Origin of the sequence: Bradyrhizobium roseum (genome assembly GCF_030413175.1) — a bacterium.
Taxonomy (GTDB): domain Bacteria; phylum Pseudomonadota; class Alphaproteobacteria; order Rhizobiales; family Xanthobacteraceae; genus Bradyrhizobium; species Bradyrhizobium roseum.
The window spans coordinates 5,862,711-5,876,251 of sequence record NZ_CP129212.1; the positions used below are offsets into that span (position 1 = coordinate 5,862,711).

Sequence of the window (13,541 nt, forward strand, 5' to 3'; positions counted from 1 at the left end):
GCTTGCGGCCACGCCGCGCAGGCGCCCGCTCGCTTGCGGTCGGAGCGCGCAACTCAGGGTTACGCGCTGCGGCGTGGCCTGACGTCTGCGAGATGGTCGCGCCGGGCTGGTCGTGATCGGCTTCAAAAACGGCGGACCAGAGCATCTGCCCGGCAAGATCGTCGGACAGTTATGAGAACTGCCGTTCCAGGAACGCCGTGACGAAGCGCGGCATCGCCGCGGTCAGATCGCCCCTGCCGCGCACGATGTGAATCGCCGACAATTCGGGCTCGCGCTGGCTGGCGAGATTGGCGACGATCCGCGCGCGCAGGGCTTCCCCCGGCATATCGACCCGCAAAATCCGGATCATCGCCACCGCCGGCCCGGTAGAGATGCAGTGCCAATCGGGGTCGCTCTCGTATTCGCCCGGCGTCAGGCCCGTCTCTTCCTCGAGCTCGCGTACAACGCTGCCCGGAATATCGAGCATGCCGTCCCTGACGTCGCTGAGATCGGGCGTGCCGGACGGAAAATAGATACGCCCGGGATTCGCCGTGTGCTGGCCCATCTCGCCGAGCACGAAGGCGCCGTCGGCGCAGCGGAGCGCGCCCATGCCGAAGCCGTTGAACACGGGCACGTCGGGAAAGCCCCAGTCGCGCCAGGCCAGAAAGCTCGCGAAGTCGGTTTCGAAATAGCTGGCGCTGAAACGGTCGTCCGAAAACAACGGGTTTCGTCCGATCAGGACGCGACCGTTCCACAGCGCGGGCTTCTCGCGCTGCTGCCCGGCGAAATAAGCCGCGATCTCGTCGCGCCGCGTGTCGGCAAACGGCCATGCCCACGGTTCGACGGCGAGGTCGAGCGTGCTGACACGATGCATGACCGGAGCATTCATGTCACGCGTCGTCCGATGCCGCCTGATATCGCGATGATGTCACCAGACCTATTTTGCGCTCGTGCCGGTCGTCTTCTTGACCTGCTCGACATATTTGTTGGTGTAAGTCTTGGTGACGTCGATATTGGCCTTGGCGACGTCAGGCGAGCCCTCGCTGAACACCGCGAGCACTGCATCCGCGCCCTTGGGATCCATCAGCCCGGTCAGCGAATACATCGGAATCGTGTTCTTCAGCGCCGCCAGGTACTGCTCCTTGTTCTTGCCGACGATCTCATCCGGCATCTTCGCCATGATCTCTTCCGGCGAATGCGAGTGGATCCAGGCGAGCGTATTGACGATCGCGGTGGCCAGCGCCTGCGTTTCCTTTTCGTGCGACTTGATCCAGGCGGTGGTGGTGTAGAGCGCGCCGCCGGGATATTCGCCGCCGAACACGGCGAGCGTATCCTTGGCGGTGCGGGTGTCGGCCAAGATCTTCAGGTCGGGGTGAGCGGCCTGCAGCACGGTGACGGCGGGATCGAGCATTACCGCAGCATCGATCTGCCCCTGCTGCATTGCCGCCACCGCGGTGGCGCCGAGGCCGACGCCGATTACCGATGCGCTAGTCGGGTCGAGGCCGTTCTTCTTCAATAGATATTTCAGGAAGAAATCGGTGGAGGAGCCCGGCGCGCTGACGCCGACCTTCTTGCCGGCCAGATCCTTGACCGACTTGATCTCGGAGGTTTTCGAGGGTGAAACCACCAGTACCAGGCCGGGATAGCGATCATAGACCACGAAGGACTGCAGTTCCTGCTTCTTGGCGGCGAGATTGACGCAATGATCGAAATAGCCCGACACCACGTCGGCGCTGCCGCCGAGCACGGCCTTCAGTGCGTCCGACCCGCCCTTGAGATCAACCAGTTCAACCGAGAGGCCCGCCTTTTCATATTCGCCAAGCTGTTTGGCCAGCACGGTGGGCAGATAGCACAGGCAAGAGCCGCCGCCGATCGCGACCGTGACCTTGCTTTGCGCCGCGGCAAATCCGGTGGCGAGGGTCAGCGCCAGCAGCGAAGCGGCCAGCCGGGCGAACAGTTTTGTCATGGGTTCCCTCCAATTCGTTGGCCGGCAAGATAGAGCAGCACGGGGGTGTTGAGAAGCTCTCCGGCCGTCATTCCAGGGCGTGCGTAGCACGAACCCGGAATCCAACTCACCGCCGAGTTCGCTGCCCGATGGATTCCGGGTTCGCGCCAAGGGGCGCGCCCCGGAATGACGGAGAGACCTACCCCCTGCCGTCCACCGTCGGCCGCCACACCAAGAGCCGCCGCTCGACCAGCGTCACGCCGAAATCGATCAGGATCACGAAGGCCGACAGCACGAACATGCCGGCGAACACGGCGGCGACGTCGAACACACCTTCGGCCTGCTGGATCAGATAGCCGAGACCGGCCGCCGAGCCCAGATATTCGCCGACCACCGCGCCGACCACGGCGAAGCCGACCGCCGTGTGCAGCGAGGAGAACATCCACGACAACGCCGACGGCCAATAGACGTGCCGCGTCAGCTGTCGCTCGTTCATGCCGAGCATGCGGCCGTTATCGAGCACCGTGGTCGAGACTTCCTTGACGCCCTGATAAACGTTGAAGAACACGATGAAGAACACCAGCGTGACGCCGAGCGCGACTTTTGACCAGATGCCGAGCCCGAGCCATAGCGCGAAGATCGGCGCCAGCACCACGCGCGGCAGCGCGTTGATCATCTTGACGTAGGGATCGAACACCGCCGCGACCAGCGGCCTGCGCGCAAACCAGAACCCGACCAGCACGCCGCCGACCGAGCCGATCACGAACGCCAGGATCGATTCCCACAGCGTGATGAAAAGGTGCTTCCAGATCACCCCTGTCGTGAACCATTTCACCACCTGGGCGGCGACTTCGACCGGCGTGGAGAAGAAGAACGGCGGCAGCAGGACGCGGCCGAACAGCGGCACCGTGGCGAGGAACTGCCACAGCGAGAGCGCCACCACGGCCACCATCAATTGCCAGAACAGGAGCGTGAATCGGGACATGTGCGACAAACTATTTCCGGGTCGTCCCGGCGAAGGCCGGGACCCATAACCCTTGGTGTGAATTATTGCCGAAGATCTCGACCCGGCTGCCAAAACGACAGGGCACGGCGTATGGGTCCCGGCCTTCGCCGGGACGACGTGCGCGAGACGACATCAGACCGCCTCCGCCGCTTGGGTGGACTGCGCATAGCCCTTCATCACTTCGTCCTTCAACACGCTCCAGATTTCACGGTGCAGCTCGTGAAACTGCTTTTCCATCCGAACTTCCGAGATGTCGCGCGGGCGCGGCAGCGTCACCTTCCAGTCGCCGATGATGCGCGCCGAGGGGCCCGCCGACATGATGACGACGCGATCGGCCAGCGCGATCGCCTCTTCCAGATCATGCGTGACGAACAGCACCGCCTTGCGGTCGGCGTTCCACAGATCGAGCAGCAGGTTGCCCATGATCTGCCGGGTCTGCGCGTCGAGCGGGCCGAACGGTTCGTCCATAAGTAATATCTTGGGATCGCGGATCAGGACCTGTGCGAGGCCGACGCGCTTGCGCTGTCCGCCGGACAGCATGTGCGGGTAACGGTTGGCGAAGGCGCCGAGCCCCACGGAAGTGAGCCAGCCCTGCGCGCGCTGCAGCGCCTGCGCGCGGGGCGCGCCCTTGATGTCGAGGCCGATGGCGACGTTGTCGATCGCGGTCTTCCAGGGAAACAGCGCATCGGCCTGGAACAGATAGCCGGCGTCCCGGTTCAGCCCCGTTAGCGGCTCACCGAAAATCTTCACTGAACCCGCAGCGGGCTTCAGCAGACCGGCCGCGACGTTGAGCAGCGTCGATTTCCCGCAGCCGGTCGGCCCGACGATGGCGACGAACTCGCCATGGGCGACGGAAAGGCTGGCCCGCTCCACCGCCGTATAGACGCGATCGCCGGCCACGCGAAACGCCACCGTCGCATCGTCCAGCGTAACCGCCGCTGGCTGGGCCGTATCCGTCATGCTTCCTCCGGGAGTTGGACGGATGCCTTAGCGGTAAAGCAAGAGACTTTCAACGCGGCCATCGGGCGCCGAAAAAGCGGCATGTTCGGAGGCACGCAACCTGTGACTGAGCCACCTGCAAAGCACGGCGCGCAACTGCGACAATTTTGCAGGACTCAATCCCGGCCTGATTTCAAATGCAACGCCAGCGCGGGCAGTTAAGTGCTGGCAATGCGCCGAAAATATAGTAGCGTCCCGGCAAGAAAAAATGCGGCGGCCGCCAGGCCGGCGCACGTCGAAGAAAAGGGAGGACTTTAATGAATTGTTTCAAGGCTGCGTTTGCAGCCGGTATTGCATTGGCGACATTGACTGGCGCAGCGCTTGCGCAAGGCAAGCCCCAGGAAATCAAGATCGGTATCACGACATTCCTTTCGGGGCCGGCTTCCGTCTTCGGCGTGCCGGCAAAGGCCGCGGCCGAAATGATCGCCGAAGATCTCAACAAGAAGGGCGGCATCGGCGGCGTACCCGTGAAGCTTTCCTTTGTCGATGAAGGCGCCGGCGGCGAAGCGCTGGTCTCGAATTACCGGCGCATGGTGCAGGATGAAAAGGTCGACGCGACCTTCGCCTCGATCTCCTCGGGCAGCTGCAACCAGCTCGTTCCCGTCGCCGAAGACCTCAAGGTCATGAACTTCATGTGGGATTGCGGCGCGGCCTCTATCCTCGAGACCAAGAAGTATCGCTACAATTTCCGCACGCAGGCGAACGGTACACCCGAGATGCTGGCCGTGCTGGTGTATCTGCTCAAGACCAAGCCCGACTTCAAGACCATCGCGGTCGTCAATCAGGACTATGCGTGGGGCCGCGAAAGCTGGGAGATTTTCTCCACCGCGTTGAAGGCGATGAAGCCCGACGTGCAGGTGGTGGCGGAACTGTTCCCGAAGTTCGGCGCGCCCGACTATTCCACCGAGGTCTCGCGCCTGCTGGCGTTGCGGCCGGATGTCGTTCTCACCACCTCCTGGGGCGGCGACCTCGACACGCTGGTTCGACAGGCCGGCCAGCGCGGATTGCTGCAGCAATCGACCTTCGTTCTGGCCATCGGGGAATCCTCGATCCAGCGGCTCGGCAAGGATCTGCCGGAAGGGCTGATCGTCGGCGCGCGCGGCGACCACTGGTTCCTGCATCCCGAAAAGAAGAACGACCCGGCGTTCAAGGCGTTCGCCGAAGCCTTCAAGGCCAAGACCGGCGCCTGGCCGATCTATCCGGTCTATCACATGGCGCAGGCGTTCACGGCGCTGCAGACCGTCTATGAAAAGGCGATCAAGGCCAATGGCGGCAACTGGCCGACCCGCGAGCAGGTGGTGGATGCGACATCAGGCACCGAATTCGCGACCGGCTTCGGCCGGCCGATCACGCTGCGGCCCGAGGACAACCAGGGCCTGGAAGCCCAGCTCGTCGGCGTCACCAAGGCGGTTCCGGGCTACGACTTCAAGCTGCTCGACAACATGATGATCTTCGATCCGAAGGTGATCACCAATCCGGCAGGCCAGCGCTCGGTCGACTGGCTGAAGACGCTCAAGCCGGACTTCGTCAAGATGGACGTGCCGACCTTCAAGCAGTAGCCCCGATCACGGTCCTCCGGTCTTGCCGGAGGACCGGCTTTCCTGAAGGTCTCCATGAATTCGACACTCGCTATCCTGGCCGTCCTCGACGGGATCAGTTACGCCGCCTTGGTGTTCCTGGTTTCCGTCGGGCTCAGCCTGATCTTCGGCGTGCTGCGCGTGGTGAACGTCGCGCACGGGTCGCTCTACGCCTTCGGCGCCTATCTCGCCGCAACCTTCAGCCTCGCGATTGCGCCCATTTCGCCGTGGCTGACCTATCCGGCGCTGCTGGCGGCTTCGATCGTGATCGGCGTCGTGTGCGGTGGCTTCATCGAACGGTTTCTGCTTCGGCCGCTGTACGGGCGCGACGACGTGCTGCAGCTCCTGATCACGTTCGCAGCGTTCATGATCATGGACAATTTGCAGCGCCTGATCTGGGGCGTTCAGCCGATTTTTGCCGCCGAGCCCTTAAAACTGCTGCCTAACATCAGCGTGTTCGGGGTCAACTATACGTCCTATCAGGTTCTGCTGCTGCCGGGCGTGGCGCTGGCGACGCTGTTCGGCCTGCGCTACTTCCTGCGGAAAACGCTTGCGGGCGCCGTCATCCTGGCCGTGACGGAAGACCGCGAAGCTTCCACCGCGATCGGCATCGACGCCCAGCGGGTCTACTTCCTGACATTCGTGATCGGCGCGAGTTTCGCCGCCCTCGGCGGCGCGCTGGCCTCGCCGACCACCTCGCTGGTGCCGGGCATGGGCGCCGACATGATCGTGCTGTCGTTTGCGGTGGCGGCCACCGCGGGCCTCGGCCAGATCGAGGGCACCGCGTTGACCGCGCTGATGATCGGCCTGACCCGGGCCTTCGTCATCTATCTGCAGCCGGAGTTCGAAGTTCTCGTGCCCTACCTGCTGATGGTGCTGGTGCTGCTGGTGCGTCCGTTCGGACTGTTTGGTGCCGTCCAGGTGAGAAAAATATGATGGCGGGCCGTATCAAGCCGATCACGATCGCTGCGATCGTGTTCTTTCTGGTCAGCGCGGTGGCGCCGCTGTTCGTGGCGAGCTGGGCGACGCTGTTCGCGCTGATCCTGGCCAAGGGCATCGTCGTGCTCGGCATCGTGCTGCTGCTACAGGCCGGGCAAGTGTCGTTCGGACACGCGATGTTCTTTGCCACCGGGGCCTACGCCGCGGCATTCTGGGGTAAGTTCATCGGCGGCGGCGATATTCTGCTGTTTCTCGTGCTCGGCGGCGTATCGTCGACCATGTTCGGACTGATCGTCGGGCTGTTCGTGGTGCGCTACCGCGAAATCTTCTTCGGCATGCTCAACCTGGCGTTCTCGATGGTGCTGTGGTCGCTGTTGGAAAAAATGTTCCACTACACCAACGGCGCCGACGGCATCCGCGTCGCCCGCCCCGGCCTGCTGGGATTGAGCTTCACGCCTGAGGCTTTTCAATACGTCATCCTCTACGTGAGTCTTGCGATCGCGGTCATCGCGTTCTACGCCGTGCAGCGTTACCTCGACAGCCCACTCGGGCACATGCTCCGGGCGATGAAGTCGAACGAAACCCGGCTCGAGTATCTCGGCATGTCGGCGCGCCGCGTGCTGCTGATCGGCTACGTGATCTCGGCGCTCCTCGGTGGTATCGGCGGCACGCTGGTGGCGATCATCCAGCAGATCGCCACGCCGGAATTCGGCTTCTGGACCAAGTCCGGCGAATTCGTGTTCATCGCGATCCTCGGCGGCGGCGCCCATGCGTTCGGCGCGTTCGCGGGAGCAGCGATGTTCGAATGCGTGCGGTTCTATGCCGCCGCGCACCTGGCAGATTCCTGGCAGCTCATTCTGGGCGTCGTGCTGATCGTCATCATCCTCTACGCGCCGAACGGCCTGATCGGCCTCCGCCAGCGCTACGGCCAGGCCAGGCAGGGAGGGCATTGATGGCCAACGTCCTGCTCTCCGCCAAGGACATCCAGATCCGGTTCGGCGGCGTGATCGCCGCCGACGGCATCAGTCTCGACGTCCTCGAAGGCGAGAATCTCGCCATCATCGGGCCGAACGGCGCCGGCAAGACCACGTTCCTCAACATATCGACTGGTTATCTCCGTCCGCAGGCCGGCACCGTCACCTTTCTCGGCCAGGACATCACGGCGCAGCTGCCGCGGACGATCGTAAAACTCGGCATCGCCCGCGCCTTCCAGATCCCGCAGCTGTTCCTCGACCAGACCGTGATGGAGAACATGCTGATCGCCGCCGCCTCGCGCCGCGGCCATCCTTCGGGCCTGCGGGCGCTGTCGCAAATGCCGGAAGCGCCGGAGATGGAGCGGCTGCTGGATCTCGTCGGCGTCAAATCCTACGCGCAACGCACCGCGCGGGAACTACCCGAAGGCCAGCGCAAGCTGGTTGATATTGCGCTGGCGCTGGCGCTGAAGCCGAAACTCCTGCTGATGGACGAGCCGACCTCGGGCGTCGCGTCGTCCGAAAAACTCGCGATCATGGACATTCTCACCCGGGCGCTTGCCGAGGAGAAGGTCACCTCGGTTTTCGTCGAGCACGACATGGACATGGTAGAACGCTACGCCAACCGCGTCGCGGTGTGGAACGTCGGCAAGATCCAGAAAATCGGCACGCCGGCGGAGGTGCTCGCCGACCCGAAGGTGCGTGAGCAGGTGATCGGCATATGACGGCGATGCTGAGTTTCGAGAACGTCAACGTCGCGATCGCCGATGCGCCGGTGCTGCGCAATGTCAGCTTTTCGCTGCAGCCGGGCGTCAGCGCCGCGCTGATCGGGCGCAACGGCGCCGGCAAGACCACGACCGTTCGCACCATCATGGGGTTCACCAAGGCGAACGGCACCGTGCGTCTGGGCGGCGAGGATCTGGGCCCGATCGCGCCGCACCGGCGGCCGGGACTGGGCCTCGGCTACGCCCCCGAGGATCGCCGCCTGTTCTCGGCTTTCACGGTGGAAGAGAACATCCTGCTGCCCGGTCGCGTCGCAAAACTCAATCCGGAAGAGACGCGGCGGCGGCTGGAGCGGGCCTATTCGGTGTTGCCGGAGCTCAAGGAGCTCGCGAAGCGTCCCGCCGGATCGGTCTCGGGCGGGCAAGGCAAGATGGTGGCGCTCGGCCGGGCGCTGATGCTCGGCACAAGGATGATCATTCTGGATGAGCCGTTCCAGGGCCTCGCGCCCGTGCTGGCGCAGCGCTACGCCGAAGCGCTTCGCCGACTGCGATCGCAGGACAAGGACATCACGCTGCTGATCACCGAATCGAACCCGAAACTGCTCGAAACGTTTGCAGACGTGACGCTCACGATCGAACGGGGCGAGATCAGCTCGCAAGGCCAATAGGCGGGACGGGCCACCGGCCTCCTTTCCAGCAGGGGGCCGATTGCGGCAAAATGCGGATCGAGCCTTGCGATTCGCAGATCTGCCGGGGAGCCATGAACGAGACGCTGATTTCCGCCTGCACGATGTTTCTCGTTCCGGCAACGCTGCTGTTCGGCGCATTGGGCGTCGCGAATTCCTCGTTCCTCAAGATGCTGGTCTGCCTGCTGGGCGGCGCCACGGCGGGATTGTGGTTCTACCGGGTGTGGTGGTGGACCAACCTGTCGCTGATCGATCGCCGAACCGCGCTCGGGCTTTCGGGCATGTATGCGGCCGCCTGGGTGATCACGCTTCTGGTGCAGTTGAAGAACATGTTCTCGCGCGGCTGAAGCCGTCACAGCCGAAGTCTTGCATTCGCCCCTGGGCCTTTTATCGGCTATCACCGTTTCACGCCGGCAACAGCCGAGGGTTGGAACTGCACCGAATGCCCGCCGCGCCCCTGATCGCCTACAAGAATGTCGCGAAGACCTTTGACGCCGGTCGCGTGGTGGCGGTCGACGATGTCTCGCTCGATGTCGCCGAGGGCGAGTTTTTGGCCATCGTCGGCGGCTCCGGTTCCGGCAAGACCACGCTGCTGCGGCTCGCCAACCGGCTGATCGAGGCGGACTCCGGCTCTATCTTTGTGGAAGGCGACGATATCAGCACCGTCGATCCGATCCTGTTGCGGCGGCGGATCGGTTATGTGTTCCAGAGCGGCGGGCTGTTTCCGCATCTCACCGTCGCCGGCAATATAGGCATCACCCCAAAGCTTTTGGGGATCCCGCCCGCCGAGATCGCCGCGCGGGTGGATGAACTGCTCGATCTGGTACGGCTCGACCGGGCGCAATATCGCGACCGCCTGCCGCACGAACTTTCGGGCGGCCAGCGTCAGCGCGTCGGCGTCGCGCGGGCGCTCGCCGCCAGGCCGCGCATCGTGCTGATGGACGAGCCGTTCGGGGCGCTCGACCCCCTCACCCGCGACGCGCTCAGCGACGATTTTCGCGAACTGCATCGCAAGCTCGGCCTGACCACGGTCATGATCACCCATGACATGACCGAGGCCATTCTGCTGGCCGACCGGATCGCGGTGATGCGCAGCGGAAAACTGCTGGCGCAGGGCACGCCGACGGAACTTGCCGCGAACGGCGACGCCTATGTCGGCGAGCTGCTGCGCACGCCGCGGCGGCAGGCCAAGCGGCTCGGCGCCCTGCTGCCGCGCGAGATCAGCGCATGAGCCTGTTTTCCGATCCGCGCTGGGCGGAAGCGCTTAGCCACCTGCCCGACTATCTCGGCAATCATGTTCGGGTCAGCGTCACAGCGCTGGCGCTCGGACTGCTCGTCAGCCTGCCCCTCGCGATTGCCTCGCGTCACCGCCCGCTGATGCGCGGCGTGCTGCTAGGGCTCGCCAGCATCGTGCAGACCGTGCCGGGGCTGGCGCTGCTGGCGCTGTTCTATCCGCTGCTGCTGGCACTCGCCGCGCTATCGCTGTCGTGGTTCGGCGTGGGCTTCTCCGCCTTCGGGTTTCTGCCCGCCGTGCTGGCGCTGGCGCTCTATTCGATGCTGCCCGTGCTGCGCAACACCATCACCGGCCTGCAGGGCGTGGAGCCCGCGATCCTGGAAGCGGCGCAGGGCGTCGGCATGACGCCGCGGCAATCGCTGTTCACGGTGGAACTGCCGCTGGCGCTGCCGGTGATGATGGCGGGTATCCGCACCGCGGCGGTGTGGGTGATCGGCACCGCGACGCTGTCGACGCCGATCGGCCAGACCAGCCTCGGCAACTACATTTTTGCGGGATTGCAGACCCAGAACTGGGTGTTCGTGCTGTTCGGCTGCCTCGCGGCGGCGGTGCTGGCGCTGGCGGTCGACCAGTTGCTGGCGCTGATCGAAAGCGGCCTGCGCCATCGCAGCCGCTGGCGGACCGTGCTCGGCGGCGCGGGCATCGCGGCGCTGGTCGCCGCCACGCTGGTGCCATCAATCATGCGCGCGCAGAACAGTACGATCGTCGGCGCAAAGACCTTCACCGAACAATATGTGCTGTCGGCATTGATCGCGCAGCGGCTCGGTGCGGCCTCGATTCCCGCCGCGACGCGCGAAGGCCTCGGCTCCAGCGTGATCTTCGAGGCGTTGGCGTCCAATGACATCGACGTCTATGTCGACTATTCCGGCACCTTGTGGGCCAACCAGTTCCAGCGCACCGACATCCGGCCGCGCGAGGTGCTGCTGGCTGAACTGAAGACGCTGCTCGCCAGGCGCAACATCACGCTGCTCGGCGAACTCGGCTTTGAGAACGCCTATGCGCTGGTGATGCCGCGTAAACGCGCCGAACAATTGGGCATCCGCAGCATCGCCGACCTCGCCTCGCGCGCGGCGAGCATGTCGATCGCCGGCGACTATGAATTTTTCTCGCGCCCGGAATGGGCGGCGCTGCGCAAGGCCTACGGCCTGTCGTTCCGCGGCCAGCGCCAGATGCAGCCGGACTTCATGTATGCGGCCGTCGCCTCCGGCGAAGTCGACGTCATCGCCGGCTACACCAGCGACGGACTGATCGCCAAATACGACCTGGTGGCGCTCACGGACAACAGGCGCGCGATCCCGCCCTACGACGCGGTGGTGCTGCTGGCGCCGAAGCGCGCCGAAGACGATCGTCTGCGCAAGGCGCTTGCGCCACTGCTCGGCCGGATCGACATCGCCACCATGCGCGAGGCCAACCTGCGCGCATCCGGCAATGATGCGACGAGTTCGCCGGCCGCGGTGGCGCAATGGCTGTGGGAGAAGGTGGGAAAGAAGTAGGTGGCTCTCGTTTGGCGCGGGCTCCATCGACGTCATTGCGAGGAGCGAAGCGACGAAGCAATCCACGCTTCCGCTTGCCGTGGAATGGATTGCTTCGCTACGCTCGCAATGACGGGGATGGAGACGTGGATGACCGACACATCCTGCCATCACGGAAGCATCAAAGCCCCTTGATCATCCCCGCGTCGATCAGCATCCGATTGAACCTCCGCGCTTCCGCGCCTTTCTTGCAGGCATAGAAGGCGCCCTTGCAGCGGAGCATGATGCTCTTCTGTTCGGTGAAGGTGGGATCCAGCGGCAGTCCGGCGGCTTCCTGCAGCACCAGCGGGATGTAGGCGGCGTCGAGGGTTTCGAGCGCGGATGACAGGTTGGCGGGCGCGTAGTTGATGCCATCGATCGCGTAATAGGTCGAATAATAGCGCGGGTCTGACGCCATCAGGCGTTTCGCCAGCAGTTTCTGGTCGATCCCTGGCTCGAGCATTTTCTGCGAGATCGCCGGCTGGTGATCGCCGAAACGCAGCACGAGAAAGGACTCGTCCGGATAGTCCCGCTTCAGTCGTGCGGTGAAGTCGCGATAGTCGCTGGCCGTCATGGTCTGGCGGCGGATGTATTCGTCGACCTCCGCGGTGTTGCCCGGCGGCGTCCAGCCCTTCGGCGTCAGATCGGGACGATAGACGTCGGTCCAGGGAAAATGATTGGCGGTGAGGTAGACGAACATGAACACGGGCGATTGCGACGCCTTTTCGCGCGCGAACGCCTTCAAGGCCTGGTCGTAATAGAAGCTGTCGGGCTGCATGTCCTCGTTCACGCCCATCGCGGCCATGTCGATGAACTCTTCGACGCCGGTGCCCTTCTGGAAGGTGCGCGCGCCGAGGAAGTCGCCATAGGTCGGATAGAGCGAGACGGTCTTGTAGCCGCAGCGCTGCAGCGCCTGCGGCAGTCCGCGCGTGACGCGGCCGGCGGCGATCCGCGTGACGTAGAATTTCAGGTCGCCGAACGAGCGCGCCGACAGGCCGGTCAGCACGTTGAACTCGGTGTACCAGGTCGGGCCGCCGGTCGACTCCGCGATCATGGTGCGCTGCTTGCCGTCGCTCGACTTGAAGAAATCGGTGTAGCCGGACGGCACCTTGATATCGGGCGCCGAGGTGACGTCAAAGCTCGACTCATCCAGCAGCATGATGATGTGCGGTCGCTTGGCCGGCGCTTCGCACGGCGTGGCCGGCGCGGACGTGGGCGTTTGCATCAACGGAAGGGCGGCGTGCGCGGCGGCCAGATGCAGACCACCTTCCGCCGGCGGATCGGCCTCGATCCATCCGGTGGAAGCCAGCCGCGATACCGCCACCACGCCCGAGCGCGCCAGATTGGAAATGTGATTGACACCCTGGAACGGCTCCCACGCCTGCTCGGGCGAAGCGACCGCCATCGCCGCAATCAGCGCGGCCGTCGCGGCCACGCCGCCCAGCGCGACGCTGCGGCGCACGCGGAACGGATCGAAGCGCCACAGCGCCCACAGCACGGGGGCCGCCACAAGGCCGGCCACGATCAACTGCATCTGCAGCCGCGGAAACACCGACAGCAGGAACGAAAACGTATCGCGGTCAATGATCAGAAAATCGAGGAAAGTCAGCGTGAGCTGCAGGATCCCGAACTTGAAGTGCGACAGCGCAATCAGGATCACGATCAAGGCCAGCGCCAGCGCGGCGCAGACGCCGGGCCGCCGCAGCACGGCCAGCATGAAACAGTTCAGAAAAATCCACGCCAGCACTGACAGCGTGATCGCAAACGGCCCGTATTCGGTGGTGAACAGCACGGCGAGCGCGACGAGATGCGCGGCAACGGTCAGGCCGGCCAGCGCAAAGAAGCCGGCGCCGCGTGCTTTCGCGCCAGCGCTTTGGTTCGTTCCCGATTCCGCAACCACGGACATGGCGGC

Annotated in this window: 13 protein-coding genes; 8 read left to right on the forward strand and 5 right to left on the reverse strand. The window is 64.4% G+C overall.

Features of this window, described 5'->3' with window-relative positions; all coding sequences use genetic code 11:
- Window positions 1-169: 169 nt before the first annotated feature.
- The 4 genes from QUH67_RS27720 to QUH67_RS27735 form a co-directional block, all read right to left on the reverse strand.
- Complete coding sequence (locus tag QUH67_RS27720; protein ID WP_300942621.1) at window positions 170-868, reverse strand: NUDIX hydrolase; 699 nt, start codon at window positions 866-868, stop codon at window positions 170-172.
- Between the two features lie 48 nt (window positions 869-916).
- A complete protein-coding gene (locus QUH67_RS27725) occupies window positions 917-1,945 on the reverse strand; it encodes an ABC transporter substrate-binding protein (protein WP_300942622.1) in 1,029 nt (342 codons plus the stop codon).
- A gap of 178 nt (window positions 1,946-2,123) precedes the next feature.
- Window positions 2,124-2,909 (reverse strand): ABC transporter permease, encoded by a 786-nt coding sequence (locus tag QUH67_RS27730; protein WP_300942623.1) that lies wholly within the window; start codon window positions 2,907-2,909, stop codon window positions 2,124-2,126.
- Window positions 2,910-3,062: 153 nt separating this feature from the next.
- On the reverse strand, window positions 3,063-3,890 hold the full coding sequence (locus QUH67_RS27735) for an ABC transporter ATP-binding protein (RefSeq protein WP_300942624.1): 828 nt from the start codon (window positions 3,888-3,890) through the stop codon (window positions 3,063-3,065).
- Window positions 3,891-4,186: 296 nt separating this feature from the next.
- Here QUH67_RS27735 and QUH67_RS27740 point away from each other — a divergent pair, with 296 nt between their 5' ends.
- The 8 genes from QUH67_RS27740 to QUH67_RS27775 all read left to right on the forward strand — a co-directional run bounded on the left by QUH67_RS27740 (window position 4,187) and on the right by QUH67_RS27775 (window position 11,611).
- Entirely contained in the window at window positions 4,187-5,488 is a 1,302-nt protein-coding gene (locus QUH67_RS27740; protein ID WP_300942626.1) for an ABC transporter substrate-binding protein, read from the forward strand.
- Window positions 5,489-5,542: 54 nt separating this feature from the next.
- Window positions 5,543-6,442: a branched-chain amino acid ABC transporter permease gene (locus QUH67_RS27745; RefSeq protein ID WP_300942628.1), complete on the forward strand. Its 900-nt coding sequence runs from the start codon at window positions 5,543-5,545 to the stop codon at window positions 6,440-6,442.
- On the forward strand, window positions 6,439-7,398 hold the full coding sequence (locus tag QUH67_RS27750) for a branched-chain amino acid ABC transporter permease (RefSeq protein WP_300942630.1): 960 nt from the start codon (window positions 6,439-6,441) through the stop codon (window positions 7,396-7,398). The genes QUH67_RS27745 and QUH67_RS27750 overlap by 4 nt, the downstream gene beginning before the upstream one ends.
- A complete protein-coding gene (locus QUH67_RS27755; protein WP_300942631.1) occupies window positions 7,398-8,141 on the forward strand; it encodes an ABC transporter ATP-binding protein in 744 nt (247 codons plus the stop codon). The genes QUH67_RS27750 and QUH67_RS27755 overlap by 1 nt, the downstream gene beginning before the upstream one ends.
- Window positions 8,138-8,806 carry an ABC transporter ATP-binding protein gene (locus QUH67_RS27760; protein ID WP_300942632.1) on the forward strand — a complete coding sequence of 223 codons (669 nt, stop codon included), beginning with the start codon at window positions 8,138-8,140 and terminating at the stop codon, window positions 8,804-8,806. Before QUH67_RS27755 ends, QUH67_RS27760 begins: the two co-directional genes overlap by 4 nt.
- A gap of 92 nt (window positions 8,807-8,898) precedes the next feature.
- Window positions 8,899-9,171, forward strand: a complete 273-nt coding sequence (locus tag QUH67_RS27765) for a hypothetical protein (protein ID WP_300942634.1) — start codon at window positions 8,899-8,901, stop codon at window positions 9,169-9,171.
- Window positions 9,172-9,266: 95 nt separating this feature from the next.
- Complete coding sequence (locus QUH67_RS27770; protein WP_300942636.1) at window positions 9,267-10,055, forward strand: ATP-binding cassette domain-containing protein; 789 nt, start codon at window positions 9,267-9,269, stop codon at window positions 10,053-10,055.
- Window positions 10,052-11,611: an ABC transporter permease/substrate-binding protein gene (locus QUH67_RS27775; RefSeq protein WP_300942637.1), complete on the forward strand. Its 1,560-nt coding sequence runs from the start codon at window positions 10,052-10,054 to the stop codon at window positions 11,609-11,611. Before QUH67_RS27770 ends, QUH67_RS27775 begins: the two co-directional genes overlap by 4 nt.
- A gap of 160 nt (window positions 11,612-11,771) precedes the next feature.
- Here the strand turns inward: QUH67_RS27775 and QUH67_RS27780 are convergent, their stop codons facing one another.
- The gene (locus QUH67_RS27780) at window positions 11,772-13,535 is read right to left on the reverse strand and encodes a sulfatase-like hydrolase/transferase (protein WP_300942638.1); all 1,764 of its coding nucleotides are present in this window, start codon (window positions 13,533-13,535) and stop codon (window positions 11,772-11,774) included.
- Window positions 13,536-13,541 lie beyond the last annotated feature (6 nt).

What these genes read in the sequence shown, in the direction of transcription:
- QUH67_RS27720 (WP_300942621.1), bottom strand. Translation starts at nt 868, where the DNA reads ATGAATGCTCCGGTCATGCATCGTGTCAGCACGCTCGACCTCGCCGTC.
- QUH67_RS27725 (WP_300942622.1), bottom strand. Translation starts at nt 1,945, where the DNA reads ATGACAAAACTGTTCGCCCGGCTGGCCGCTTCGCTGCTGGCGCTGACC.
- QUH67_RS27730 (WP_300942623.1), bottom strand. Translation starts at nt 2,909, where the DNA reads ATGTCCCGATTCACGCTCCTGTTCTGGCAATTGATGGTGGCCGTGGTG.
- QUH67_RS27735 (WP_300942624.1), bottom strand. Translation starts at nt 3,890, where the DNA reads ATGACGGATACGGCCCAGCCAGCGGCGGTTACGCTGGACGATGCGACG.
- QUH67_RS27740 (WP_300942626.1), top strand. Translation starts at nt 4,187, where the DNA reads ATGAATTGTTTCAAGGCTGCGTTTGCAGCCGGTATTGCATTGGCGACA.
- QUH67_RS27745 (WP_300942628.1), top strand. Translation starts at nt 5,543, where the DNA reads ATGAATTCGACACTCGCTATCCTGGCCGTCCTCGACGGGATCAGTTAC.
- QUH67_RS27750 (WP_300942630.1), top strand. Translation starts at nt 6,439, where the DNA reads ATGATGGCGGGCCGTATCAAGCCGATCACGATCGCTGCGATCGTGTTC.
- QUH67_RS27755 (WP_300942631.1), top strand. Translation starts at nt 7,398, where the DNA reads ATGGCCAACGTCCTGCTCTCCGCCAAGGACATCCAGATCCGGTTCGGC.
- QUH67_RS27760 (WP_300942632.1), top strand. Translation starts at nt 8,138, where the DNA reads ATGACGGCGATGCTGAGTTTCGAGAACGTCAACGTCGCGATCGCCGAT.
- QUH67_RS27765 (WP_300942634.1), top strand. Translation starts at nt 8,899, where the DNA reads ATGAACGAGACGCTGATTTCCGCCTGCACGATGTTTCTCGTTCCGGCA.
- QUH67_RS27770 (WP_300942636.1), top strand. Translation starts at nt 9,267, where the DNA reads ATGCCCGCCGCGCCCCTGATCGCCTACAAGAATGTCGCGAAGACCTTT.
- QUH67_RS27775 (WP_300942637.1), top strand. Translation starts at nt 10,052, where the DNA reads ATGAGCCTGTTTTCCGATCCGCGCTGGGCGGAAGCGCTTAGCCACCTG.
- QUH67_RS27780 (WP_300942638.1), bottom strand. Translation starts at nt 13,535, where the DNA reads ATGTCCGTGGTTGCGGAATCGGGAACGAACCAAAGCGCTGGCGCGAAA.